This is a genomic window from Salipiger abyssi, from assembly GCF_001975705.1.
Lineage (GTDB): Bacteria > Pseudomonadota > Alphaproteobacteria > Rhodobacterales > Rhodobacteraceae > Salipiger > Salipiger abyssi.
This window is the reverse complement of record NZ_CP015093.1, coordinates 1469944-1495331: the sequence shown is the minus strand read 5'-3', so window position 1 is coordinate 1495331 and position 25388 is coordinate 1469944. Positions and strand designations below refer to the sequence as shown.

Sequence of the window (25388 nt, the reverse complement as noted above, 5' to 3'; positions counted from 1 at the left end):
CTCGGCTCTCAGGACATCAGCATCCGGGCGGTGGCGAGCCCGAACCAGGGAAGGGTGGTGGCCAGCAGGCCGATGATGGTGACGCCGCGCCGCAGCTGGGGCGCGCGGCGGTGCAGGGTCAGCGCCAGCATGGCGATGGCGAGCACCCAGGCGAACCAGAGCAGCGCGAGCGCGGCAAAGAGCATGCCGCCCGCCTGCAACCAGATCGCCGCCAGTGCCGCGGCCACGACCCCCAGCGCCAGCGACAGCAGCAGGGCGAGCGACTGGCCGAGCTGGAGAATCAGCGCAAAGAGCAGCGGCCCGGCGACGAAACACAGGGTGAAGACGGTGAGGGTTTCCGGCGTCATGCCATGAGCCCCGGGTTCAGAACGCCCCGCGGGTCGAACCGTGCGCGCAGGCCCCGGCTCAGCGCCGCCACCGGTGCCGGTTCGGGCTGGAAGACCGGGCTTTCGCCCTCGCCGCGCACCCTTGTGGCATGGCCGCCGAAGGTGCCCAGCCGGGCTCGGGCATCGCTGCCCTCGGGCAGCAGCGCCCAGATCAGCCCGCCGCCCCAGTCGAAGAGCGTGGCCTCCGCCCCGAGCCGCGCCGCCAGTTCCGGCCCGTCCGAAGGTTTGCAGGAGATCCGCCAGACATCGCCGGCGCGGGTATGAAACGGCGCCACGTCGCGGATATCGCGCCAGAGCGCGGCGTTGCGCTTCGGGTCGGTCTCGATCCGCACCGCGCTGCCGGCGAAGAGATCGCGCAGCCGCTCGGCGCGATAGGCAACCGACTCGGCAAAGCCCTCGACCCGCAGCAGCGTCAACGGCGTGCCCTCCGGGCCCTCGGGCAGATGCGCCGCGCCGGAAATGTCGAAGGGCGATCCCAGTGCCCGCGCCATCGCGTCGGGGGCCGCCTCTTGCGTCAGCCCGTCCAGCAGCACGCTCGCCACCGCCTCGGGCTTCGGCAGCACCTTGAAGGCGACCTCCGTCAGCACCCCCAGCGTGCCCCAGCTTCCGGCCATGAGCTTGACCAGATCGTAGCCGGTGACGTTCTTCATCACCCGCCCGCCATTGCGCAGGATCTGGCCTGCGCCGTCGACAAAGCGCACGCCCAGCATGTAATCCCGGCAGGCGCCGGCCTGCACTCGGCGGGGCCCCGATGCATTCGCCGCCGCCATGCCGCCCACGGTCGGCGCGCCTGTCGTGCCAAGCAGCCCGCGGTGATCCATCGGCTCGAAGGGCAGGCGCTGGCCCTCGGCCTCCAGCGCCGCCTCGATCTCGGCCAGCGGCGTGCCGGCCCTGGCAACCAGCGTCAGCGCGCCCGGCTCGTAAAGCACGATGCCCGACAGCCCGCCGGTTTCCAGCACCTCGCCGGTGCTCCGCCCGACGGCCCGCGTGCCGCCGCCGCGCAGCCGCAACGGCCCCGATGCCGCCTTGATCGTCTCGGCCAGCTCTGCCTCTGTCTCAGGTCTCATGTGTTTCCATTGGCTCTAAATATCCCGGGGAGTCCCGGCCCCCGGCCGGGACGGGGCAGCGCCCCAAATCTCACTCCGCCGCCACCACGCGCCGCGCCGCCGACACGTCCAGCGGAAACACCTTGGCGGGGTTCAGCAGCCATTCGGGGTCGAACACGTCCTTGACCGCCATCTGCACCTCCAGATCCGCCGCGCCGTATTGCACGGTCATCAGGTCGCGCTTTTCGATCCCCACCCCGTGCTCGCCGGTCAGGCAGCCGCCGACCTCGACACAAAGCTTGAGGATTTCGGCACCGAAGCGCTCGCAGAGCTCGAGATCGCCGGGTTTGTTGGCGTCAAAGAGGATCAGCGGGTGCATATTGCCGTCGCCGGCGTGGAACACATTGGCCACGCCCAGCCCGAATTCCGCCGACATCTCGCCGATGCGCCGCAGCACAAGCGGCAGCGCCGAGACCGGGATCGTGCCGTCGAGGCACATGTAATCGTTGATCTGCCCCATGGCGCCAAAGGCGCTCTTGCGGCCGAGCCAGATCCGCGCCGCCTCGTCGGCATCCTGCGCCTCGCGCAGCTCCACCGGATCGTGGCGGCGGGCGATTTGCAGGATCAGCCCGAGCTGCTCGGCGATCTCGGCCTCCGAGCCCTCGACCTCGACGATCAGCAGCGCTTCGCAATCTGGATAGCCGGCATGGGCAAAGGCCTCGCAGGCCTCGATACAGGGGCGGTCCATGAATTCGATCGCCACCGGCAGCACGCCGGCCTTGATGATGTCCGACACGCATTCGCCGGCCACTTCGTTCGAGCCGAAGCCCATCAGCACCGGGCGCGCGCCCTCGGGCTTGCGCAGGATGCGCAGGGTCGCCTCGGTCACCACGCCGAGCTGGCCTTCGGAGCCGCAGACCACGCCCAGCAGGTCGAGCCCGCCGGCATCCAGATGCGCGCCGCCCAGCTCGATCACCGTGCCGTCCATCAGCACCATGGTGACGCCCAGCAGGTTGTTGGTCGTGACGCCGTATTTCAGGCAATGCGCACCGCCGGAATTCATCGCGATATTGCCGGCGATGGCACAGGCAAGCTGCGACGAAGGGTCGGGGGCGTAGAAGAATTCCTCCTCCTCGACGGCGCCGCTGACCGAGAGATTCGTGCGCCCGGTCTGCACCCGGATGAAGCGGTTGGCGTAATCGGTCTCCAGCACCTCGTTCATCCGCGCCACGCCCAGGATCACCGAATCCGCCGTCGGCAGCGCGCCGCCGGCCAGAGAGGTGCCCGAGCCGCGCGGCACCACCGGCACGCCCTCTTCATGGCAGATCGTCAGCACCGCCGAGACCTCTTCGGTGCTGGCAGGCAGCACGGCGCAGAGCGGCGGGCAGCGATAGGCGGTGAGCGCGTCGCATTCATAGGCGCGGGTCTCGGCGGGGTCTTCGATCACCGCGTCATCCGGCAGCACGGCGCGCAGCCGCGCCACGATCTGCGCCTTGCGCGACAGCACACGCGTATCCGGTTCCGGCATCTGCATCGGATGGCCCTCCCTGCGAAATTGGTAAAATCATATAACCAATTATGCCCGGATGCCAGAGCTTTTCCCCTGCGCGCCCGCGCCGCCTTGCGTCTTGCCGCGAAAAGATAGCACTACTGGCGCATGGACTGGGTTAAGATCATTCATATTCTCTGCGTCATGGGCTGGATGACCTCCATCTTCGCCGTGCCGCGCGCGCTGATCTACTGGAAGCGCGAATACACGCGGCTGGACGAGTTCGGCCCGCTGGGCGACCTGACGATCCGGCTTTATCGGTTCTCCGCCGGGCTGGCGGTGATCGCGGTGATCACCGGGCTGTGGCTCGGCTGGTTCTGGGATTGGGCCGGCTGGGTGCATCTCAAGATCGCGCTGGTGGCGCTTCTGGCTGTGCATTACGTCTGGACCGGCCGGATGGTGATGCGGGCCCGGCGCGGGATCTTCCGGGAATCCGAGCTCTTCCTGCGCATCTTCAACGAAATCAGCGTGCTCGGCGTCATCGCGGTCCTCTGGGTCGTGGTGGTCAAGCCGTTCTGAGCCGATGGTCTGGCTCGATCAGCTGGGCTATTTCACGCCACTCGACCTAGTGGCGACGGTGCTGCTGGCGATAAGCTGGCTTGGCTGCTCCTTCGTGGTCGAGAATCCGCTGGCGAAACGACCCTCGGTCTCGCGGCTGATGGCGAATTATCGGCGCGCCTGGATGCGCGAATTCGTCACCCGCCAGCCGTGCATCTTCGATGCGCAGATCGTCGCCTCGCTGCGCCAGAGCACCGCCTTCTTCGCCTCCGCCTCGATGATCGCCATCGGCGGCATCTTTGCGCTGCTGGGCAATGCCGATCAGCTGCGCGGCGTGGCGGGGGATCTGGCGGCGGGCGATGCGCCGGTGGTGGTCTGGGAGGTCAAGCTCATGCTGACGCTGCTCTTCGCCGCCAACGCCTTTCTGAAATTCGTCTGGTCGAACCGGCTTTTCGGCTATTGCTCGGTGATGATGGGGGCGGTGCCCAACGAGCCGACCGAGACCGCCTATGCCCGCGCCGCCAAGGCTGCCGAGCTCAATATCTTTGCCGCGCGCAGCTACAATCGCGGGTTGCGGGTGGTCTATTTCGGCATCGCCTCGGCGGCCTGGCTGGTCGGCGCCGAGGCGCTGATCGCGGCGACGCTGGTCACGCTGGTGGTGATTCTGCGCCGCGAATTCGCATCGCAGTCGCGTGCGGTGCTGATGGAAACCGACGCAGAGGGCTGAACGCCCGGGCAAAGCGCTTGCAAATCCGTGGCAAAAGCTTTGCTCTCGTCAGGAGCCGCCTTGCAAGGATGCCCGCCATGACCACCGATCCCTTCTTTCACCCGATCTCCGGCTTTGAGCTGCCGCGCTATGCGGGGGTGCCGAGCTTCATGCGGCTGCCGCTGCTGCCGCCCGAGCATGAGCGCTTCAAGGAGGTGGAGATCGGCATCGCCGGCGTGCCCTGGGACAGCGGCACCACCAACCGCCCCGGTCCGCGTCACGGACCGCGCCAGCTCCGCGATGCCTCGACAATGATTCGTGCCGAGCATCCGGTGACCGGGCTGCGCCCCTTCGAGACGAAGGCCTGCGCCGATCTCGGCGATGTCGGGCCGAACCCGGCGGATATTCTCGACAGCATGGAGCGGATCACCGCGTTCTACGGCAAGCTGGTGCGCAACGGCACGCGGCCCCTGACAGCGGGCGGAGATCACCTAACCTCGCTGCCGGTGCTGCGTGCTCTGGCGCGCGAGGAGCCGCTGGGCATGGTGCATTTCGACAGCCATACCGATCTCTACAACTCCTATTTCGGCGGCACGATGTATACCCACGGCACGCCGTTCCGCCGCGCGGTGGAGGAGGGGCTGCTGGATCCCAAGCGGGTGGTGCAGATCGGCATCCGGGGCAGTATGTACGACCGCGAGGACCGCGATTTCGCCGCCGCCAACGGCATCCGCATCGTGCCGATCGAGGAATTCCACGCCCGCGGCGTGGCCGATGTGATGGCCGAGGCGCGCGATATCGTCGGATCCGAGCCCTGTTACGTCAGCTACGATATCGACTTTGTCGACCCGACCTTTGCGCCCGGCACCGGCACGCCCGAGGTTGGCGGGCCGAACAGCTATCAGGCGTTGCAGGTGGTGCGCGAGCTCGACGGGCTCGACATCGCCGGCGCCGATCTGGTCGAGGTCTCGCCGCCATTCGACGCCAGCGGCGGCACCGCCTTTCTGGGGGTCTCGATCATGTTCGAGCTGCTTTGCGCGATGATCGGATCTAAAGCAGCGGCCTGAGCCCGCGCGGAAGGTTCAGTCGACGGGGCGGATCAGCTTGCGTTCCAGCACGCGCAGCACGGTGCGCAGATCGTGGCCGCGTTTCAGCACCTGCCCGTCCATGCCGATCACCGCGTATTCGCCCTGCCTGCTGCGCAGCTTGGGGCGTTTCTCGATACGGTAGAGCGGGTTTTCGGCGGTGCGCCGGAAGACAGAGAACACCGCCACGTCGCGCAGCGAGGAAATTCCGTAATCGCGCCATTCCCCGGCCGCGACCATGCGGCCGTAGAGCGACAGGATGACGTTCAGCTCAGTCCGGTGAAAGGCAACGACGTCGCTCGCGCCCCCGCGCCCCGGAAAAGGAGTAAGGCTGTTCATACTGGATAAGCTGCGCTCGTTGCCGCCGCAAATCAAGAGTCTGGCACGAAACGGAGCGCTTTCTCGGCTCTCAGGCGCCGCCTGCATGCCTGTGCAGCGGATCGCGGCGGCTGTGGCACCCGTGCTTGCGTAGGGCGATCCCCGCGCGGGCCGGGCCGGCATGGCGGGTGCCCCGCGTCATGTCACAAAGGTCGCATCCGGAAGTTAAGAAACGTTTACATCCGGTTGCTAGCGGTTCGCGCGACTGTTTTCTCCGAGGACCTCTAGAATGACCTATACTTTGCAGCTGCTCCACGCCAACGATCTCGAGGGCGGTGTCGAGGCCCTGGGCCGCGCCGCGACCTTTGCCGCGATCGAAGACGCACTGGACGGAACCTTTGCCAACTCGATCACCATTTCGGCGGGCGACAACTACATTCCGGGTCCGTTCTTTTCCACGGCTGCGGATTTCTCGATGGGCGGGACGCTGAGCGCGGCCCTCGGGCGTTATTATCAGGAGCTGCTGGGCGAGGATCTCGCGGCGCAGGGTCTGACCATTGATGCCGGGCGCGGTGCCGGGCGGGTCGATATCTCGATCATGAACGTGATCGGCTTCGATGCCTCCGCTGTCGGCAACCACGAGTTCGATCCGGGTACCACGGCATTTTCCGAGATCATCCAGTCCGAGGGCGGCGACGGCGTGATCGAATGGATCGGCGCGACCTTCCCCTATCTCACCTCGAATATTGATTTCAGCGCTGACGGTGCGCTGGGCGGGGCCTTCACCTCGGAGATCCTGACCTCGGACAGCTATAACGAAAGCGCGGCGGATCTGGCCGCAGGTGTCGCCACGGCAGATATCGCGCCCTCGACGATCATCGTCGAGAACGGCGAGCGCATCGGCGTGGTGGGTGCCACCACGCAGCTGATCGAGACCATCTCCTCGACCGGCGGCGCGCAGGAAACCACCGGCGGCGTGAACGACATGGCGGCCCTGGCGGCTGTCTTGCAGCCGGTGATCGACACACTGATCGCCGAGGGCGTCAACAAGATCATTCTCACCTCGCACCTTCAGCAGATCGCGCTGGAGGAAGAGCTGGCGACGTTGCTGCACGGCGTGGACATCATCATCGCCGGTGGCTCGAACACCCTTCAGGCCGATGAAACCGACACGCTGCTCGACGGCGACACCGCGGATCGCGGATACCCGGTCATGGGCACCGATGCCGACGGCAACCCGGTGGTGATCGTGTCCACCGATGGCGAATACAGCTATCTGGGCCGGCTGGTCGTCGAGTTCGACGACAACGGTGTCATCGACCCGGACAGCATCGACGCGACAGTCTCTGGCGCCTATGCCGCCAATGACGAGGTGTTGCTGGAAACGGTCGGCACCGTGACCGGGGCGCTGAATGTCGCGACCAGCGAGGCCCAGCAGGTGCATGACGTCGCCGATGGCGCGGCGAACGGCGCCTTCAGCATGTTCGTCGACGGCAATGTCCTGGTGGTCGAGGGCAGCTTCGAGGATGTCGGCACCCTTCAGGATGTCAGCCCCGAGGGCGTCGACGCCGAGGGCAATCCGATCGACGCGATCCATCTGCATACCGGCGCCGCCGGCACCAATGGCGGTGTGCTGCGCGCGCTGACCGTGAGCGACAACGGCGACGGATCGGGCAGCTATGAAGGCCGCTTCCTGCTGACCGATGCAGAGCTGGCCGACCTGGAGGCCGGCAACGTCTATCTCAACATTCATACCAGCGATCAGCCCGCCGGCCTGCTGCGCGGGCAGCTCCCGGGCGCCGACGCGCTGGGCGACGTGGCCCCGACCGCCAGCGCCGCAATCGGCCTCTCGACCGCCGCCGACATCGTGTCGGATCTGACCCAGGCGGTGACCGACATCGTCGAGGCGCGCGATGCCATCGTCTACGGCTATCACGAGGTCTTTCTGGATGGGCGCCGCGGCACGGTGCGCACCGAGGAAAGCAACCTTGGCAACCTCGCTGCCGATGCGGCGCTCGAGGCGGCCCGCAATGCCGATGCGAGCGTCGATATCTCGATGCGCAACGGCGGCGGTATCCGCGCTGAAATCGGCGGGTCGGACAATGCCGGCCTGAATGAGGGCGATGGCGTGCTCTCGCAGCTCGATGTCGAGAACTCGCTGCGCTTTGACAACAGCCTGGCGCTGGTCACGCTGACCCCGCAGGCGCTGCTGATGCTGCTGGAGCATGGGGTGGCCGACACCGACACCGCGGCGGGCAACACTCCGGGCCGGTTCCCGCAGATCAGTGGCATGCGCTTCTCCTTCGACGAAACCCAGCCCGCGCAGGTGCTCGCCACCGACGCGGAGGGCAACTACATCATGGATCCCGCAACCGGCATGCCGCAGGTCGAGGTGGTCGGAAGCCGGGTGCAGACCGTCGCGCTTGTCGATCCCGCAACCGGCGCCGACATCATCATCGTCGAAGACGGTGAACTCACCGCAGCGGCGCCCGCCACGGTGCGGATGGTGACGCTGAACTTCCTGGTCGACAACAATGGCGATGGCTATCCGTTCCAGGAACTCGCCACCGACATCGCCTATGTGACGGACAACGGGTCTACCACGGCGGACGGAGAGGCCGGTAACCTTCTGGGCGAACAGCAGGCCTTCGCTGAGTATTTCCAGTCCCATCACGGTACCGAGGACACCGCGTTCGGCACGCCCGAGCTGGATATCGCGAACGATACCCGCATCGTGCAGCTGGCGCAGAACGGCGGCATCGACGCGATCACCCTGGACGTGCCGGACAGCACCGTCGAGATCACCCGCCTGGGCCAGCTGGAGAGCGGCGAAACCGAGCTTTTCACCGGCGGTTCCGAGGTGGTCAGCACCGACAACGGCATGGCCTATGTCACCAACGGTGCGCAGGATCGTATCGACGTCTTCGACCTGAGCACGCAAGCGCTCGTCACCAGTTTCGACCTCAGCGTCATCGCCGATTTCGACGGGGTCCAGTCGGTTGCCGTGTCGAACGGCCTGATCGCTGCCGCAGTGGCGCGCGAGGCCGGTGACGGATCGGCCATGAACGGGGTCATCGCGCTTTTCGACACCGACGGTACGCTGCTCAACACTGTCGAGGTCGGCAACCTGCCCGACATGGTGACCTTTACCCCCGACGGCAGCGCCATTCTCGTGGCCAACGAGGGCGAACCCACAGGCGGCAGCAACCCCGCCGGATCGGTGTCGATCATTCGCGGGCTCGCCGATCCGGCGACGGCCAGCGCCACGACGCTGGGCTTCGACGCGTTCGACGGCAGCGAAGAGGCGCTGCGGGCGCAGGGCATCCTGCTCGAGCCAGGGGTGAGCGTCAGCGCCGATGTGGAGCCGGAATACATCGCTGTCAGCCCCGATGGCAGCGTCGCCTGGGTGACCCTTCAGGAAGCCAACGCCTATGCGGTGATCGACATGGCGACCAACGCGATCACCGAGATCCGCAGCTTTGGCGTGATCGACCGCAGCCTGCCCGAGAACGCGCTCGACGCGTCGAACCGGGACGGCGCGATCAACCTTCAGAACTATGACAACCTCTACGGCATGCGCCAACCCGACGCCATTGCCTCCTTCGAGACCGGCGGCGCGCTTTATTTCGTCACCGCCAACGAAGGCGACGCGCGCGACGATACCGAGGCCCGTGTCAACGATCTCGATCTCGACCCGAGCGCCTTCCCGAATGCCGAGCTGCTTCAGGACAACGAGGTTCTGGGGCGCCTGCATGTGCGGACGGATCTGGGCGACACCGATGGTGATGGCGATTACGACGAGCTTTATCACTACGGCAGCCGCAGCTTCACCATCTACAGCGCCGATGGCACCATCGTGTTCGACAGCGCCTCGATGCTGTCGCGCCTGATCGCCGAAATCCGCCCCGACCTGTTCAATCAGGACGAAGGCGATTTCGACGACCGCTCCGATGACAAGGGCGTCGAGCCCGAGGCGGTCGCGGTGGGCGAGGTCGAAGGGCGCATGATGCTCTTCGTCGGGCTCGAGCGCGACAACGGCGTGTTCGTCTTCGATATCTCGGACCCTTCGGCGCCGGACTATGTCAACTATATCGACAGCGAGGCATCGGGAAATATCAGCCCCGAAACCATCGCCTTCATCCCGGCCGAAGAAAGCCTGACGGGAAGCGCGCAGATCCTCGTCGCCTATGAGGGTGACGGCAACACGGCGATCTACGAGCTGGACGACATCACCGTCCAGACGGGCACCGCCGGGGCCGACCGTCTTCTGGGTACCTCTGAGAACGATCGTCTCAGTGGCCTGGATGGCGCCGATACGCTGAACGGCGGCGAGGGCGACGATCTGATCTTTGGCGGCAGCAGCGAGGCGGATCTGTCCGACGTGGTCTATGCCGGCGCAGGCGACGACTCGGTGTCGGGCGGCGCGGGCAACGACCGGATCTTTGGCATGGAGGGCGACGACCAGCTTTCGGGCGATGCCGGTGCCGATTTCCTTGCCGGTCAGAGCGGCAACGACGTGGTGTCGGGCGGGGCGCTTGGCGACACGCTTTACGGCAATGCGGGTAACGACTTCCTCAACGGCGGGTTCGGCAACGACCAGATCCACACCGGCGCGGGCCAGGACCGTGTGTACCATTCGGGCCATGCCGGGCACGGCACCGACTGGATCGCCGATTTCAGCACCGAGGACACGCTGATCTTTGGCGGGGCGGCGACCTCGGCGGCTGATTTCCTGGTCCAGACCGCCGCGACGGCCGGGGCCGGAAACGACGGGATCGACGAAGCTTTCGTGACCCATGTGCCGACAGGTCAGATCCTGTTTGCGCTGGTCGATGGCGCGGCGCTCGACGAGATCAGCCTGACCATCGCGGCCACTGGCGAAACCTTCGATCTGCTGGCCTGATCGTCCAAACAACAAAAACGGGCGCGTGTGGGGGACCGCACGCGCCCGTTTCTTTTCCCTAACGTCTCTTTTCGATGTCATCGCCATTGGCTGGCGGGACGATGTTCGCGAGCGGCGGCGCTGCCCGGTCAGGCGCTGCCGATGCGCGTGATCCGCTGCGACATGTCGAGCGCGACCGCCAGGGCACGCCCCGTCGTCATCAGCATCTGGGGCAGCACCATCCATTCCAGCGCCCAGGATGTGCCGGAGCGCTCCTGTTCATGTACCAGCGCGTGATGCATCGCCGAGACCTGCACCGCGTTGAACCGCGCCAGTGTGATCAGCAGCTCGGCGGAAACCGGGTTTTGCTTGTGCGGCATCGCCGAAGAGCCGCCGCCGCCCGAGAGCGCGACCTCTTCGATCCCCTGCTGCGCCATAAGTGCCACGTCCTGCCCGAACTTGCCGAGCGTGCCGGTGACGAGCGACAGCAGGCCCGCATATTCCGCCACCCCGTCGCGCATCGCGTGCCAGGCCTTGCCCGTGGGGGCGAGCCCCAGCGCCGCCGCGGCATCCGCCACCACCGCTTCCGCGCTGTCGCCGAGTGCCTTTCGGTCGCCGGAGGCGCCACCGATCTGCACCCGTTCGGTCCGCTCGCGAATCTGGTCGAGCCGGGCGAGATGCTCGCTCAGCGGCAGGCGCCAGGCCAGCAGCCGGTCTCGTACTGTCATCTCGGTCGCGGCCTGCATCCTTGTGCGCCCCATGAGCGGCGTGTCCCCGAAGCGTGCGTCGAGCTCTCCGAAGGCCGCGTCGAGCGCGCCGAGCCGCGCGGCGATGAGGTCGGAGGCCTCGCGCAGCATCAGCACCATGGCGGTGTCGACCACGTCCTGAGAGGTGGCGCCCTTGTGTACCGCCTCGGGCGGGGCGATGGATTTGAGCTGCTTGACGAGGCGCGGCACCGGCACGCCGTCCTGTCCCATCCCTGCCGCGATATCGGCGAGGTCGATATCGGCGCTCTCGATAGCTCGCGCCGCCGTTTCCGCCGCGGCGGGCTCGAACAGCCCGGCCTTGCCGCAGGCGCGCGACCAGGCCGCCTCGAAGGCCAGCATATGCGTCATCTGCCGCTCGGGCGCGAGGATGGCGGCCATGTCGGCATCGCCGAAGAGGCCGCCGAGCCAGGGGTGATCGAAAACCGAAACGCTCATCGCAGATCTTTCCTTCGCATGGCAAAAGGGGCGGTCCGCGCCGCCCCTTTCCTTATCCGTTTTGCCTGCTCACAGGTCGAGGAAAACCGTCTCGTCCTGACCTTGCAGCCGGATGTCGAAGCGGTAAGTGCCATCGCCGGTCTTCTTGGCGATCAGCGTGTTCACCCGCGGACGCTGTTCGATCCGGGCCAGCAGCGGGTCGGCACTGTTGTCCTCGTCCTCGAAATAGATCCGGGTGTTGAGGCCGATATTGATGCCCCGCGCCACGATCCAGAGCGAGATATGCGGGGCGCTCGCCACGCCGCCGCGACCCGTATAGGCCCCGGGCTTGACCGTGCGCAGGGTGAATTCCCCGCTCTCCGCATCGGCGGCGAAGCGGCAATGCCCGGTAAAGCTGGGATCGGCGCCGTCCTGCCCCGGAAAGATGCCGCTGGCATCGCATTGCCAGGATTCGATCAGCGCGTCGCGCATCGCCCAGCCGGTGCCGTCGAAGACCGAGCCGACGATCTCGATGATCTCGCCCTCGGCCTTGCTCTCGTCGACGAAGGGCGTGGTGCCGATTTCCTCGTCGTAATAGCCGCCATTTCCGGCATAGGTCGGCATCAGGCCGATATGCACATAGGGGCCTGCGGTCTGCGACGCGGTTTCCTGAAGAACGTCGAGTTTCTGGACCATCTTACATACCCTCCAGCTTGTTCTCGAACATGGTCTGGCGGCGGCCGCGCAGCACGATGTCGAATTTGTAGGCGAGGAAGTCGAGCGGGCGCGACTTCGAGAAATCCAGCGGCGCGACCAGCCGGTCGAGCTGGCTGCGGTCCTTGATGGTTGCCGCGATCGGGCAGTGGTCGATCAGCGGGTCGCCCTCGAAATAGAGCTGCGTGATAAGCCGCTGGCCAAAGCTGTGACCGTAAACCGAGACGTGGATGTGCATCGGGCGCCAGTCATTGGCGCGGTTGGGCCAGGGATAGGCGCCGGGACGCACCGTGAGGAACTCGTAATAGCCGTTGTCGTCGGTGATGGTGCGCCCGCAGCCACCGAAATTCGGGTCGAGCGGGGCGAAATAGGTGTCTTTCTTGTGCCGGTAGCGGCCGCCGGCATTGGCCTGCCAGATCTCGATCAGTGTGTTCGGAACCGGACGGCCCATCTCGTCGAGCACGCGGCCATGCACCAGGATACGCTCGCCCACGGCGGGGGCGGCACCCTTGGTCCAGTTCAGGATCAGGTTGTTGTCGAGCGCGCCGATCATGCCGTGACCGAAGGTCGGGCCGGTCTCTTCCGACGGGGTACTCTCCATCGAGAGCAGCGGCAGGAAGGGCGAGCGCGCGACGCTCGTCTTGTAGCCCGGGTCATAGGGCTCGGGGTGGATCGCGCGGTTGCGCGGAATCAGCGGTCCCAGGTCAGTCATTTCTCACTCTCCTCCATTTCCGCATAGGTTTGCTTTGCCAGCTTGAGCGCGTGGTTGGCTTTCGGCACGCCGGCATAGATCGCCACATGTTGCAGCGCCTCGGCGACATCCCCCTTGGAGGCGCCGGTATTGGCGGTGGCCCGGATATGCATCGGGATTTCCTCGAAATTGCCGGTCGCCGCCAGCAGCGCGAGGGTCAGCATCGAGCGCTCGCGCCGGGTGATGCGGTCGGAGGCCCATACGGTGCCCCAGGCGCTTTCGGTGATCAGGGTCTGAAACGGCAGGTCGAATTCGGTCTTGCCGGCCTCGGCGCGGTCCACATGGGCATTGCCCAGCACCTCGCGGCGCACCTGCATGCCTTTGTCGAAGCTCTCGCTCACTGGATGGTCCTTTCCACGAATTTCGTCAGGGTGCGGGTGAAAAGCTCGGGCTGCTCGATTGCCGGCAGGTGGCCGGCGCGGTCGAACATGGTGAGATCGGCGCGGGGCAGGGCGGCGGCGAGCTTTTCCACCACCTCCGGCGGTGTCGCCTGATCGTGCTGCCCGCCGATCACCAGCGCGGGCTGGGTGATCTCGCCCAGCCGGTCGGTGATGTCGGTTCCGGCAATGGCGGCGCAGGTGGCGATATAGCCCTCCGGATCGGTCCGGGCGAGCATGGTGCGCCACAGGGCGGCCTCGGGCGCGGCCAGCATGTCGGGGCCGAACCAGCGCGGCAGGATGCCGTCGGCCATCGCCGCCATGCCGTTGGCGCGCACGCCGTCGATGCGGCTCAGCCAGCCATCCGCCGGCCCCAGCATCGGCGCGGTGTTCGACAGCACCAGGCAGATCACCCGCTCCGGTGCCATCAGCGCGATATGCTGCGCGATGAGCCCGCCGATGGAACAGCCGACGATCACCGCCTTGCTCAGCCCGGCATGGTCCATCGCGGCCAGCACGTCCTCGGCCAGATCGGGGATGCCGTAGCCCTGCGGCGCGGTGCCGCTCAGCCCGTGTCCGCGCTTGTCCATGCGCAGGCTCGACCAGCCCTCGGGCAGACGGGCGACGACATCGTCCCACATCCGCAGATCGGTGCCGAGCGAGTTGATGAAGACCAGCGCCGTGCCGTCACCTTCGGTGATACGCAGATGCATGCTGCCCCAGTCGCGTTTCAATGCCTGCATGAGATCCTCCTGACGGCAATCTGGCATAAGTCACGGCTTTACAAAAATACAATTTGGCGGCAAAACCATAACCAAATGAATATACCGAGCGGATTGAAGCTGCGCCATCTGGAGGCGTTTCTGACCGTCGCCCAGGCGGGCACGATCTCGGCCGCGGCGCGGCTGCGCAACGTGTCGCAGCCGGCGCTGTCGAAAACCATTTCCGAGCTGGAGGCGCTGCTCGGCGCGCAGCTTTTCGAGCGCACGGGACGGCGCGCGGTGCTGACGCCGGCGGGCGAGAATTTCCGCGCCCATGCCCGCGCGTCGCTGCAAAGCCTTGAGGCCGGCGTGCGCGATCTCTCGGGGCAGGCGGCGGGGCTGGTCAAGGTGGGGGTGCTGCCGACCGTGGCGGGCGGCTTCTTCCCCTTGGTGGCGCTGGCGTTTTCGCAGGCCCGCCCGGATGCGCGGATCGGTATCGTCACCGGGCCGAACCGCTATCTGCTCGACCGGCTGCGCGGCGGCAAGATCGACCTGATGGTCGGGCGCATGCCGCAGGCCGCCGACATGCCGGGCCTGTCCTTCGAATATCTCTATGACGAGCCGATCCTGCTGGTGGCGCGGGCAGGCCACCCGGCGCTGGATCTGCCGGTGGAGGAGGCGCTGCTGCGCTATCCGCTCATCCTGCCCAATCCCGGCGCGATCATCCGGCAGAACGTCAACCAGTATCTCGCGGCGATGGGGCTGTCGGACGTCGCGCCGGTCTTCGAGACGGTGGCGTTGCCGGCGGCGCTGACGCTCCTGGAGCGTTCAGAGATGCTCTGGTTCATCTCGCGCGGGGTGGTGGAGCGGGAGCTGGCGCGCGGCAGCCTCGCCGCGCTCGATCTCAGATCGGAGTACATGGCGGGGGCGGTGGGGCTCACCCGCAAGTTCACCTTCGACGAGAACAGCCCAGCCGATCTTCTGGCGCGGCTGCTGCACCGGCGGGCGAAAGAGGATGTCGCCCGCCGGTGAGCGGTTCAGAGCGCTTCGAGCGCGATGGCGATGCCCTGGCCGACGCCGATGCACATGGTCGAGAGCGATTTCTCGCCCGGCTTCAGGTCGAGCATGGCGGTGCCGGTGATGCGGGCGCCCGACATGCCGAGCGGGTGGCCGATGGAGATCGCGCCGCCATTGCGGTTCACGCGCGGGTCGTCATCGGCAATGCCCAGATCGCGCAGCGTGGCGAGCCCTTGCGAGGCAAAGGCCTCGTTGAGCTCGATCACCGCGAAATCCTCCTGTTTAAGCCCGAGCCGCGCCATCAGCTTTTTCGAGGCGGGGGCGGGGCCAAAGCCCATGATGCGCGGCGCGACGCCGGCGGTGGCGCCGCCCAGAACGCGGGCAATGGGGCGCAGCCCGTGCTGTTCCGCCGCCGCCTTGCTGGCCAGCACAAGCGCCGCCGCGCCGTCATTGACGCCCGAGGAATTGCCCGCCGTCACCGTGCCGTCGGCCTTCACGAAGGTCTTGAGCTTTTGCAGCGCTTCGAGCGTGGTTTCGGGGCGCGGATGCTCGTCGCGATCCACCACCAGCGGGTCGCCCTTGCGGCGCGGGATGGTCACCGCGACGATCTCCCGTGCGAGGCGACCATTCTCCATCGCCGCGCCGGCCTTTTGCTGCGAGCGCAGGGCAAAGGCATCCTGATCGGCGCGCGAGATGTCGAAATCCTCGGCCACGTTCTCCGCCGTCTCGGGCATGCTGTCGACGCCGTATTGCGCCTTCATCAGCGGGTTGACGAAGCGCCAGCCGATGGTGGTGTCCTCGACGCTGTTGGCGCGGGTGAAGGCGGCGGTGGCCTTGGGCATGACGAAGGGCGCGCGGCTCATGCTTTCGGCGCCGCCGGCGACGATCAGCTCGGCCTCGCCGGCCTTGATGGCGCGGGCGGCGGTGATCACCGCATCCATGCCCGAGCCGCAGAGCCGGTTCATGGTCGTGCCGGGCACGGTTTCGGGATAGCCCGCGAGCAGCAGCGCCATGCGCGCCACGTTGCGGTTGTCCTCGCCGGCCTGGTTGGCGCAGCCCATGATCACCTCGTCGATGGCGGCGAGGTCCAGCCCCGGGTTGCGCTCGGCCAGCGTGCGCAGCGGGATCGCCGCCAGATCGTCGGCCCGCACCGAGGAGAGCGCGCCGCCGTAGCGGCCCACGGGGGTGCGGATATAGTCGCAGATATAGACGTCGGTCATCACAGATCCTCCGGTACGATCAGGTCGCCGACGGGGCCGTCGGTATGCAGCGTGGCGCCGGTCACCGCCTGAAGCGCCTCCATCGAGATGGCGGGCAGCTTTTCGCGCAGCACGAAATGGCCGTCCTGCACATCCACCACCGCGAGCGAGGTATAGACGCGGGTGACGCAGCCGACGCCGGTCAGCGGGAAGGTGCAGGTCTCGACCAGCTTGGCGCCGCCATCCTTGGTGACATGATCGGTGATCACTGCCACGCGCCTGGCGCCATGCACCAGATCCATCGCGCCGCCGACAGCGGGCACGCCCTTGGAGCCGACGCGCCAGTTGGCCAGATCGCCGTTCTGCGCGACCTGATAGGCGCCCAGCACCGCCAGATCGAGATGCCCGCCGCGCACCATCGAAAAGCTGTCGGCGTGGTGAAAGAACGACGCGCCGGGTTTCAGCGTGATCGCCTTCTTGCCGGCATTGATCAGATCCCAGTCTTCCTGCCCCGGCTCGGGGGCGGCACCAAAGCCCAGCACGCCGTTCTCGGTGTGATAGGTCACGTCGCGGCCCTCGGGCTGGAACTTGGCGATCAGCTCGGGAAAGCCGATGCCGAGATTCACATAGGAGCCGTCCTCGATATCCTGTGCCGCGCGCCAGGCGATCTGGGCGTTCGAGAGCTTGTCTTCCATCAGGTTGAAATCGGACATCAGTAGACCACTCCCGTGCGCACGAGCACTTCTTCCTGTTGCGGTTCGGGCACCTCGACGACGGTGTCGACAAAGATGCCGGGGGTGATGACCTGCTCGGGGTCGATGCTGCCGGGTTCGCCAAGCTCGGCCACCTGCGCGACGGTCCGGTCGGCGGCCATCGCCATGAGCGGGTTGAAGTTGCGCCCGGCCAGCCGGTAGGTGAGGTTGCCCATCGGGTCGCCCTTCTGGCCCTTGATCAGCGCGACATCGGCCTTGAGCCAGCGCTCGCGCACATACATCTTGCCGTCGAATTCCTCGGTCGGTTTGCCCTCGGCCAGCTCGGTGCCGTAGCTCGACGGCGTGTAGAAGGCCGGGATGCCGGCGCCGGCGGCGCGGATGCGTTCGGCCAGCGTGCCCTGCGGCACCAGCTCCAGCTCGATCTCGCCGGCGAGGTATTTCTCGTTGAACGCTTCGGCATTGGACGAGCGCGGGAAGGAGCAGACCATCTTGGCCACCATGCCCGCCTTGATCATCGCGGCGATGCCGATGGATCCGTTGCCGGCATTGTTGTTGATGACGGTGAGGTTCTTCGGGCTGCCGGTGGCGCGAAAGCGGTCGATCAGCGCGTGGATCAGCTCGATCGGCGCGCCGGAGCCGCCGAAACCGCCGATCATCACCCGGGCGCCGTCGGGGATCGACGCGACCGCCTCGGCCGTGGTGGACGTGACTTTGTTCATATAAGGTCCTCCATTTCTGCCGTCGGGATACTGCCGCTGCGGGCAGGGGGGCGAGTCCAATTGTTCATATATTGAGATTTGTTCACATCGTGGCTAATTCTGTTCGCATGTCGAACAAACCCACCGATTACATCGCCTCGCTGGCGAAGGGGCTCCGGGTGATCGAGGCCTTTGGCAGCGACACGCCGCGCCTTTCCATCTCCGAAGCCTCTGCCGCGAGCGGGCTGGACCGTGCCACCGCGCGGCGGGTGCTGCTGACCCTGCACCGCGAGGGCTATGCGGATTACGACGGCAAGTTCTTTACGCTGACGCCGCGTGTTCTGCGTCTGGGCGTGGCGGCGCTGGCCTCGCTGCCGCTGTCGCAGATCGTGCAGCCCTGGCTCGACCAGCTCTCGGAGCAGATCGGGCAAAGCTGTTCGGTGGCGCTGCTGGACGAGGCCGAGATCGTCTATATCGCCCGCGCCGCGCAAAAGCGGGTGATGTCCATCGGGCTGATGCCCGGCTCGCGGCTGCCGGCATGCAGCACCTCGATGGGCCGGGTGCTGCTGGCGGCGCTGCCGCGCGATGAGGCGCGGGCGCGGGTCGAGGCCTCGGACCTGTCGCCGCGCACCGCCTTTGCCATCTCCGATCCCGAGGAGATTATGGCGCGGATCGATGCCGCGCGCAGCCAGGGCTATGCGATCATCGACCAGGAAATCGAGATCGGGCTGCGCTCGATTGCCGTGCCGCTGATCGACCGGCACGACCGCGTCGTCGCGGCGCTAAACACGGGCATGGCGGCCAGCGCCGGGGAGGCGGGGCAGATGGTGGAGACCTATCTGCCACGGTTGCTGAAGGTGCAGGCCGGGCTCAAGCGGTTGATATAGAGGCATTTTCGCAGAGCGCCCAAATAATAATAGACATCTAATAATATTCGCGTTACCCAATATCGAAGCCCTGTGCAACGCGAGCGAACCATGAGCATCAAGAATATCCTGCTGGCACATACGGGAAGCGCCGCCTTCCCCGGAAGCCTCCGTCACGCGGTGCAGATCGCCAAGCGTCACGACGCCTGGCTGACCGGGATGTATAGCGGTTCCACGTCTTATTTCGATCAGATCCTGAGGCTGAGCGAAGATCTGCGCCTGAAGCTGAAGGATGCCGAGCGCGAAAAGATCACGGATCTGCGCGATACGTTCAACAAGGAAGCCGCCGCCGCCGGTATCGGCGAGCGCTGTGAGTTCGTCATGCCGGATGTGATCGGCCGCGCCGCGCCGTCCGAGATCGCGCGGAACTTCGATTTTGTGGTGACCGGGTTCCACCCGAAGTTGCCGACCGACGAATATCGCGCGGTCAGCCCGGATATCATCGCGCTGCGCAGCGGGCGTCCGGTGCTTGTCGTGCCCGATGGCTACGAGGCCGACAGCATGGCCAGCCACGCGCTGGTTGCCTGGGACGGGAAACGCTCGGCGGCGCGCGCGATCAACGACGCGATGGCGGTGCTTGAACGCAAGCCGCGAAAGGTCTCCATCCTGACGGTGGGCAACGTGCTTGAGGATCTCCCCTCCGCCAAGTGGATCATGTCGCATCTCGAACGGCACGGCGTCGATGCCGAGCATATCCCGCTTGCCCGCCCCGAGCGCAGCATCGCTGAGATCATCCAGTCCACCGCCGACGAGATCGGCGCGAAGCTGGTGGTGATGGGCGCCTACGAGCACAGCAAGTTCTCGCAGGACATGTTCGGCGGTGTCACCCATCACGTTCTGCGGGGCATCAAGATCCCGGTTTTCATGTCTCACTGAGTCACTGCCGGCGGGCGGGGCGCTTCGACGCTGCGAGAGCCGGCTGTATCGTGCTTGAACGCAAGAGCGCGCCGGCGGAGCGACGGCGCGCTCTTGCTGCATTTTTTCATGTTATCTATCTGAAATTATTTGATAATGATGCGAAAACTTGGTCGTTGACGGAGCGCGGAGGCGAAGATATAAAAAGGATGTAACATAGATATCTAATGTTAGAGATCTCATCATTTGGTGTCTGTGCTGCGTTTGAGAGGGAGGACTATATGAAAACCAAAGTAGCAACGTTTCTTGCTGCCATCGGCATCTGTGTCATGGGCAGCGGAGCCACTGCGGAAAGCCTCAATGTCACGCTGTCCGGGGGGAACCCGTCGGGGCTCTGGTCGCTGCTGGGCGCGGGGATCGACCGGGCGGTGAAAACATCCGATTCCGACGGGGTCGTCACCTATCAGGCGACCGGCGGCGGATTTGCGAATATCGCCCTGCTTTCGGGCAACCGCACCGATCTGGGCCTGGCCCATGATGCCGAGGTCAAGCTGGCGCTTGACGGCGAAGACCCGTTCAAGGGCCCGATCACCGGGCTTCAGGCAATCGGCTATATGTACAACTGGGCGCCGATGCATTTCTTCCTGCGGAAATCCATCGCCGACGAATACGATATCGACAGCCTCGACGATCTGGCGAAATCCGGCGCCGCGATCCGCGTCGGCAACAACAACGCCGGCAATATCGTCGCCAATATCACCACCTATATTCTCGACGAGGCGGGCTTTGACGAAGAGACCATCGAGGGGAATGGCGGCGTCATGGTGCGTGGCGGCTCTGCGCAGCAGGCCGACCTGATGACCGATGGCCGGATCGACATGGTGATCAACGGCATCTTTGTCGGTCACTCGTCCTTCCTGAGCGTCGACAAGAACGCCGATGTGGTGCTGCTCGATATCCCGCAGGAGATCATCGAGAAGACCAATGATAAATTCGGCACCGTATCTTACGAGATCCCGGGCGGCAGCTATACCAACCAGGCCGAGCCCATCGACACGCTCGCCCTTGGCGCGCTGCTGGTCACCACCGACACGATGCCCGAGGAAACCGCCTATACGCTGGCCAAGGATATCGCCACGAATATCGACGAGATCCGCTCGGTGCACAGTGCGATGAAACAGCTTACGCCCGAGCTCCTAGTCTCGCAAAAGACGCTGCCGTTCCATCCCGGCGCAAAGCGGGCCTATGAGGAACTGGGCCTTCTGGAATAAGGGCTTTTCCCTGAAAACAAGAGCCGGCGCGCGGGACAACCGGGCGCCGGTTTGCGTTTGTCCGGTCTATTCCGGCGCGCTCTTCCCCTTGGTCGGTGGCATGCGCATGCCGCGCTGCGCCGCGTCCAGCTCGTCCTGTTCGAGATTGCGGATCATCGTCGCCAGCGCCTTGCGCAGGATACGCTGCTCATCCTCGGTCAGCCCCGCGACGGCCAGATCATTGGCCTCGACCGCGAGCGGCTCCAGCTGGTCGCGCAGCTCCCAGCCGCGCTCGGTCAGAAAGGCGTGCTGACGGCGTTTGTTGCCCTCGATGTTCCGGCGCACGATATAGCCGAGCTCTTCCATGCGGAGCAGGGCGGTATGCGCGGTCGGCTCGGTTAGGTGTGCACGTTCGCTCAGCTCGCGCTGCGACAGCCCGTCCTCGTTCCACAGGATGCGCAGAAAGATCCACTGCCCAAAGGTCACGTTCTGGGTGTTCAGGCGGATCTGAAGCGAGCGGTTGAAGCCGCGCGCGGCAAGGCGAACGAGCCGCGCCAGGCGTTCTTCGCCGCGGGACGACTCGAGGGATGGGCCGGAGCATGTCGACTGTTCGTTCATTAGGTGACTAAATCAATAAAGAACGATCTTGCCAAGAGCTTGCGACACCCTCTCAGCACCTTGCGATGGCACTTTCCTGCTATCTGAGGTTGTGGGTGATGATAAACGGCCCGTGCGGCCCTCAGCCCGTCCGGGCGCCGAGCATTTCCGAAATCCGCTGTGCTGTGTCGCGGAGTTTCATTGAGACCGGGCTGTCCGCCTCGGTCGAGATCATGCCGGTGATGCCGACAATCGTGACCACGGCGACCACCGAATTGGTGCGGTCGAAGATCGGGCAGCTCAGCGAGGCGATGGCGGGCACCACCAGCCCGACTGCGGCGGCGATGCCGGTCTCGCGCACCGGTTGCAGGATGTGCTCGACATCCGCGCGCGTCTCTATGCCCGCCGCCGCCAGCGCGGGCGCATTCTCGGCCAGTTCCTTTTCGATCAGCGGCTCGACCATCTCCGCCGGCAGATGCGCTGCAAAGGCGCGGCCGTTCGATGAGGTCAGCAGGGGCAGAACAGAGCCCACATTCACCGTGATGTTCACCGGCGCGTTGCTCGGCACCCAGCGCACCAGCGTGGCGCCGAAATTGCCCCAGACCGAGAGCGAAGTGGTCTCGCCGGTCTCTTCGCGCAGCGCGACCATCAGCGGATAGGCCAGCTCCACCACGTCGAGCCGCCGGATCGCCGCAAGCCCGAGATCGAGGGAGAGCGGCCCGAGATCGTAAAGCCCGGTGGTTTCGCTCTGCGTGATCAGCCCTGTTTCGATGAAGCCCGCGAGGTAGCGGTGGGCCTTTGCCGGCGCCATGTCAGCGACCTTGGCGATTGCCGAGAGCGACATGGCGTCGTTCTGCCGGGCGAGCGCCTCCAGAAGCCGCGCACCGACGACGACCGATTGCACATGCTGGCGGGGGCTGCCTTTTGCTTCCACACTGTCTTCCTTTGTTCTTCGTTCTTGCCAGCGTCTGATCGTTTCGCCCGCTTTGGAGCGCGTCGCCGCGATGGTCGCCTCCGGTCCGATATCGAGTCCTGCACTTGATCGGCCCGCGCGGTCAAGCCTGCGGCCCGGCGCATCAGAGCGCGATTTGCCGGCGATGCGAAGCTGGCTGCCACCGCAGAGAAAAGATGCGGCTGCTTGACATCTATTAGAGATCTAAGTTATTTCGAAGTCAACGACGGATGGGAGGAAGCTATCGTGCCGGACAGTTTGAATTTCGATATCGAACAGGTGCTGCCACAGCACGCCGATCTCTATTTCGGCGGCGTCTGGCACAAGCCGTTGGGCGGAGTTTATGACGACACGCTGAACCCGGCGACGGGCCGTGTGCTGACTCCGGTGGCCACAGCCGGGCGCGACGATGTCGACGCCGCGGTTGCCGCCGCGCGCAAGGGCTTTCTGGAATGGCGCGACGTGCCGCCGCTGGAGCGTGCCCGCATCCTCAAGGAAATCGCCGCGCTGCTGCGCAAGCATGGCGACGAGCTGGCGATGATCGACTCGGCCAATTGCGGCAACCCCTATACCGAGATGCGCGGCGACGCCGCCATTGCCGCCGCGCAGATGGATCTCTTTGCCGGTCTCGTTACCGAGATGAAGGGCGACACCATTCCGATGGGCGCCGAGCGGGTGAACATGACCCTGCGCGAGCCGCTGGGTGTGGTGGCGCGGATCCTGGCCTTCAACCACCCGTTCATGTTCTGCGGCGGCAAGATGGCGGCGCCGCTTGCGGCGGGCAATGCGGTCATCATCAAGCCGCCGGTGCAGGCGCCGCTCTCGGCGCTGCGTCTGGCCGAAATCGTCGACGGGCTGCTGCCCAAGGGCGTGTTCAGCGTGTTGCCCGGCGGTGTCGAGGCCGGCGCCGGGCTGGCGGAGCATCCGGACGTGGCCAAGGTCACGCTGATCGGCTCGGTTCCCGCCGGGCGCGCGGTGATGAAAAGCGCCAGCGCCACGGTCAAGCCGGTGCTGCTGGAGCTTGGCGGCAAGAACGCCCTGATCGCCTATCCCGACAGCAAGCCCGAAAAGATCGCCGACGCGCTTGTCGCGGGGATGAATTTCGGCTGGTGCGGCCAGTCCTGCGGCTCGACCAGCCGCGCCTTCCTGCACGAGGACATCCACGACGAAGTGCTGTCCTACGTGGCTGACAAGATCGCGCGCTACAAGCCGGGCATTCCCACCGATCCCGAGACCACCATGGGCGCCATCGTCAGCCGCACCCAGTTCGACCGGGTGATGGGCTATATCGAAAGCGCCAAAAGCGAAGGCGCCCGCGCTGTCACCGGCGGCCATGCGGTCACCGATGGCGACCTTGCCGATGGGTGCTTCATCGCGCCGACGATCTTTGCCGATGTGACCCCCGAGATGACCATCGCCCGCGAAGAGATCTTCGGCCCGGTGCTCGCCGTCCGCAAATGGCGCGAGGAGAGCGCCATGCTCGAGGAGGTCAACGGGCTGGAGCTTGGCCTCACCTGCGCGATCTGGACGCGCGATCTGGCCACCGCGCACCGCGCCGCGTCGCGGGTCGAGGCGGGCTTTGTCTGGATCAACGAGGTCGGGCGGCATTTCCTCGGCGCGCCCTTCGGCGGCGTCAAGCAATCGGGCATCGGGCGCGAGGAGGGCATCGGCGAGCTGATCTCCTTCACCCACGAGAAGAACGTCCACATCAACCTGGCCGGTCAGTGACATTGGCAGGGCGGGGCGAAGCGGCTCCGCCCTGCAATATCCGGCAGGCGCGGGGATCGGGAGCGTTGTGCGGTCCCGAAACGGTGTCCCCTTCCTGCCGGATGGCAGGCGCACCATCGAACGACCCCGTCTTGCGACTGAGGTTCCGAAGGTCCGGTGCGCGGATCCGCAGCTACCCAACCAAGAGGACCATTCCGTGCCGAATTTCGAACCCGTCCCTGACATCATTCTCGAACCCGCGATCCGCAACGCGATCATGGAAGATCTCGGTGCCGGCGGCGATGTGACCACGCGCTCGGTGCTGCCGGCGGGTCGGCAATACCGCGCCAGTCTCAATGCGCGGCAGGAGGCGGTGGTCTCCGGCATGCAGGCCGCAGCTTTGGCGTTCCGGCTGATCGACCCGAGCCTTGAGGTCGAGATCGAGATCCCCGACGGCACCGCCGGCAAACCCGGCGACCGACTGATGAGCATCAACGGCAACGCTGCCTCCATCCTCGCGGCGGAGCGGGTCGCGCTGAATTTCGCCGGGCGTCTTTCCGGCACCGCGACGCTGACGCAGTCCTACGTGCGCGCCGTCGAGGGCACCGGCACGCGGATCACCTGCACCCGCAAGACCACGCCGGGCCTGAAGATCCTGGAAAAGCTCGCGGTGCTGCATGGCGGCGGCTTCAATCACCGCTTCTCGCTCTCGGACGCGATCCTGATCAAGGACAACCACATCGCGGCGGCGGGCGGTGTGCGCCCGGTGCTGGAGGCCGTCCAGCGCAATGTCGGCCATATGGTGGTGGTCGAGATCGAAATCGACGGTCTGGAGCAGCTCGACGCGGTGCTGGAGGTCGGCGGCGCGGCAGCGGTGCTGTTCGACAATATGACCACCGAGGACATGGCCGAGGCGGTGCGCCGGATCGGCGGTCGCATGAAGACCGAAGCGAGCGGCAATGTCCGACTCGACCGGCTGGCCGAGATCGCCGCGACGGGGGTCGATTACATCTCCTCCGGCGCGCTCACACATTCGGCGGGCACCGTCGATCTCGGGCTGGATTTCTGAGGCACCGGGGCGGGGAGACGGGCATGGAGGCATTCCGGCACACATCCCTGCAAGGGGGCGGCACCGCCGCCCTCCCACACGTTACGCGAAAATCGAACAAGAGCGTAACCGCCATGGCGGGAGCTGCGGTCGCGGCGGGCGGCGGTGTCGCCCTCGCGTGTCTGTGGCCTTCACCTTTTGATAAAGTCACTATTTTCCAGGGTGTTATAGC

At 65.9% G+C, this 25388-nt stretch carries 24 protein-coding genes; 10 read left to right on the top strand and 14 right to left on the bottom strand.

Annotated features, from left to right (window positions below):
• Positions 1–8: 8 nt before the first annotated feature.
• The 3 genes from Ga0080574_RS10870 to Ga0080574_RS10860 form a co-directional block, all read right to left on the bottom strand.
• Positions 9–347 carry a hypothetical protein gene (locus Ga0080574_RS10870; RefSeq protein ID WP_076698664.1) on the bottom strand — a complete coding sequence of 113 codons (339 nt, stop codon included), beginning with the start codon at positions 345–347 and terminating at the stop codon, positions 9–11.
• Positions 344–1453, bottom strand: coding sequence for an FAD-binding protein (locus Ga0080574_RS10865; protein WP_076698661.1), 1110 nt, complete (start codon positions 1451–1453; stop codon positions 344–346). The genes Ga0080574_RS10870 and Ga0080574_RS10865 overlap by 4 nt, the downstream gene beginning before the upstream one ends.
• 70 nt (positions 1454–1523) lie before the next feature.
• The gene (locus tag Ga0080574_RS10860) at positions 1524–2966 is read right to left on the bottom strand and encodes an FAD-linked oxidase C-terminal domain-containing protein (protein ID WP_076698658.1); all 1443 of its coding nucleotides are present in this window, start codon (positions 2964–2966) and stop codon (positions 1524–1526) included.
• A gap of 123 nt (positions 2967–3089) precedes the next feature.
• Between Ga0080574_RS10860 and Ga0080574_RS10855 the strand changes: the two genes are divergently transcribed.
• The 3 genes from Ga0080574_RS10855 to speB all read left to right on the top strand — a co-directional run bounded on the left by Ga0080574_RS10855 (position 3090) and on the right by speB (position 5252).
• On the top strand, positions 3090–3500 hold the full coding sequence (locus Ga0080574_RS10855; protein ID WP_076698655.1) for a CopD family protein: 411 nt from the start codon (positions 3090–3092) through the stop codon (positions 3498–3500).
• A gap of 4 nt (positions 3501–3504) precedes the next feature.
• Positions 3505–4206, top strand: coding sequence for a DUF599 domain-containing protein (locus Ga0080574_RS10850; RefSeq protein ID WP_076698652.1), 702 nt, complete (start codon positions 3505–3507; stop codon positions 4204–4206).
• Between the two features lie 77 nt (positions 4207–4283).
• The gene (gene speB, locus Ga0080574_RS10845; RefSeq protein ID WP_076698649.1) at positions 4284–5252 is read left to right on the top strand and encodes an agmatinase; all 969 of its coding nucleotides are present in this window, start codon (positions 4284–4286) and stop codon (positions 5250–5252) included.
• A 15-nt stretch (positions 5253–5267) separates the two neighbouring features.
• Here the strand turns inward: speB and Ga0080574_RS10840 are convergent, their stop codons facing one another.
• A complete protein-coding gene (locus Ga0080574_RS10840) occupies positions 5268–5609 on the bottom strand; it encodes a DUF2794 domain-containing protein (RefSeq protein ID WP_076698646.1) in 342 nt (113 codons plus the stop codon).
• 268 nt (positions 5610–5877) lie between these two features.
• Here Ga0080574_RS10840 and Ga0080574_RS10835 point away from each other — a divergent pair, with 268 nt between their 5' ends.
• The gene (locus Ga0080574_RS10835; RefSeq protein ID WP_076698643.1) at positions 5878–10491 is read left to right on the top strand and encodes a choice-of-anchor I family protein; all 4614 of its coding nucleotides are present in this window, start codon (positions 5878–5880) and stop codon (positions 10489–10491) included.
• Positions 10492–10619: 128 nt separating this feature from the next.
• Here the strand turns inward: Ga0080574_RS10835 and Ga0080574_RS10830 are convergent, their stop codons facing one another.
• The 5 genes from Ga0080574_RS10830 to pcaD form a co-directional block, all read right to left on the bottom strand.
• Positions 10620–11672 (bottom strand): 3-carboxy-cis,cis-muconate cycloisomerase, encoded by a 1053-nt coding sequence (locus tag Ga0080574_RS10830; RefSeq protein WP_076698640.1) that lies wholly within the window; start codon positions 11670–11672, stop codon positions 10620–10622.
• A gap of 69 nt (positions 11673–11741) precedes the next feature.
• A complete protein-coding gene (pcaG, locus tag Ga0080574_RS10825) occupies positions 11742–12347 on the bottom strand; it encodes a protocatechuate 3,4-dioxygenase subunit alpha (protein WP_076698637.1) in 606 nt (201 codons plus the stop codon).
• A 1-nt stretch (position 12348) separates the two neighbouring features.
• Entirely contained in the window at positions 12349–13077 is a 729-nt protein-coding gene (gene pcaH, locus Ga0080574_RS10820) for a protocatechuate 3,4-dioxygenase subunit beta (RefSeq protein ID WP_076698633.1), read from the bottom strand.
• Entirely contained in the window at positions 13074–13457 is a 384-nt protein-coding gene (gene pcaC, locus Ga0080574_RS10815) for a 4-carboxymuconolactone decarboxylase (protein WP_076698630.1), read from the bottom strand. Before pcaC ends, pcaH begins: the two co-directional genes overlap by 4 nt.
• Entirely contained in the window at positions 13454–14236 is a 783-nt protein-coding gene (gene pcaD, locus Ga0080574_RS10810) for a 3-oxoadipate enol-lactonase (protein ID WP_076698627.1), read from the bottom strand. Before pcaD ends, pcaC begins: the two co-directional genes overlap by 4 nt.
• A gap of 75 nt (positions 14237–14311) precedes the next feature.
• Between pcaD and Ga0080574_RS10805 the strand changes: the two genes are divergently transcribed.
• Positions 14312–15226, top strand: a complete 915-nt coding sequence (locus Ga0080574_RS10805) for a LysR substrate-binding domain-containing protein (RefSeq protein WP_076698624.1) — start codon at positions 14312–14314, stop codon at positions 15224–15226.
• 5 nt (positions 15227–15231) lie between these two features.
• Here Ga0080574_RS10805 and pcaF read toward each other — a convergent pair whose 3' ends face one another.
• The 3 genes from pcaF to Ga0080574_RS10790 are packed head-to-tail and all read right to left on the bottom strand — an operon-like array spanning position 15232 to position 17842.
• Positions 15232–16431 (bottom strand): 3-oxoadipyl-CoA thiolase, encoded by a 1200-nt coding sequence (gene pcaF, locus Ga0080574_RS10800; protein ID WP_076698621.1) that lies wholly within the window; start codon positions 16429–16431, stop codon positions 15232–15234.
• Positions 16431–17105 (bottom strand): 3-oxoacid CoA-transferase subunit B, encoded by a 675-nt coding sequence (locus tag Ga0080574_RS10795; protein ID WP_156876450.1) that lies wholly within the window; start codon positions 17103–17105, stop codon positions 16431–16433. The genes pcaF and Ga0080574_RS10795 overlap by 1 nt, the downstream gene beginning before the upstream one ends.
• 17 nt (positions 17106–17122) lie before the next feature.
• The gene (locus tag Ga0080574_RS10790) at positions 17123–17842 is read right to left on the bottom strand and encodes a 3-oxoacid CoA-transferase subunit A (RefSeq protein ID WP_076698615.1); all 720 of its coding nucleotides are present in this window, start codon (positions 17840–17842) and stop codon (positions 17123–17125) included.
• 107 nt (positions 17843–17949) lie between these two features.
• Between Ga0080574_RS10790 and Ga0080574_RS10785 the strand changes: the two genes are divergently transcribed.
• From Ga0080574_RS10785 to Ga0080574_RS10775, 3 genes are all read left to right on the top strand, one after another.
• Positions 17950–18708, top strand: a complete 759-nt coding sequence (locus tag Ga0080574_RS10785; protein WP_076698612.1) for an IclR family transcriptional regulator domain-containing protein — start codon at positions 17950–17952, stop codon at positions 18706–18708.
• Between the two features lie 90 nt (positions 18709–18798).
• Positions 18799–19623 carry a universal stress protein gene (locus tag Ga0080574_RS26480; protein WP_237219357.1) on the top strand — a complete coding sequence of 275 codons (825 nt, stop codon included), beginning with the start codon at positions 18799–18801 and terminating at the stop codon, positions 19621–19623.
• Positions 19624–19883: 260 nt separating this feature from the next.
• Positions 19884–20873 (top strand): TAXI family TRAP transporter solute-binding subunit, encoded by a 990-nt coding sequence (locus tag Ga0080574_RS10775; protein WP_076698609.1) that lies wholly within the window; start codon positions 19884–19886, stop codon positions 20871–20873.
• A 66-nt stretch (positions 20874–20939) separates the two neighbouring features.
• Here the strand turns inward: Ga0080574_RS10775 and Ga0080574_RS10770 are convergent, their stop codons facing one another.
• The gene (locus tag Ga0080574_RS10770) at positions 20940–21470 is read right to left on the bottom strand and encodes a MarR family winged helix-turn-helix transcriptional regulator (protein ID WP_237219356.1); all 531 of its coding nucleotides are present in this window, start codon (positions 21468–21470) and stop codon (positions 20940–20942) included.
• Positions 21471–21591: 121 nt separating this feature from the next.
• On the bottom strand, positions 21592–22383 hold the full coding sequence (locus Ga0080574_RS10765; RefSeq protein ID WP_076698605.1) for an IclR family transcriptional regulator: 792 nt from the start codon (positions 22381–22383) through the stop codon (positions 21592–21594).
• A gap of 264 nt (positions 22384–22647) precedes the next feature.
• Here Ga0080574_RS10765 and Ga0080574_RS10760 point away from each other — a divergent pair, with 264 nt between their 5' ends.
• On the top strand, positions 22648–24129 hold the full coding sequence (locus Ga0080574_RS10760) for an aldehyde dehydrogenase family protein (RefSeq protein ID WP_076698602.1): 1482 nt from the start codon (positions 22648–22650) through the stop codon (positions 24127–24129).
• Between the two features lie 196 nt (positions 24130–24325).
• On the top strand, positions 24326–25177 hold the full coding sequence (gene nadC, locus Ga0080574_RS10755) for a carboxylating nicotinate-nucleotide diphosphorylase (protein WP_380658490.1): 852 nt from the start codon (positions 24326–24328) through the stop codon (positions 25175–25177).
• The last annotated feature ends 211 nt before the right edge of the window (positions 25178–25388 follow it).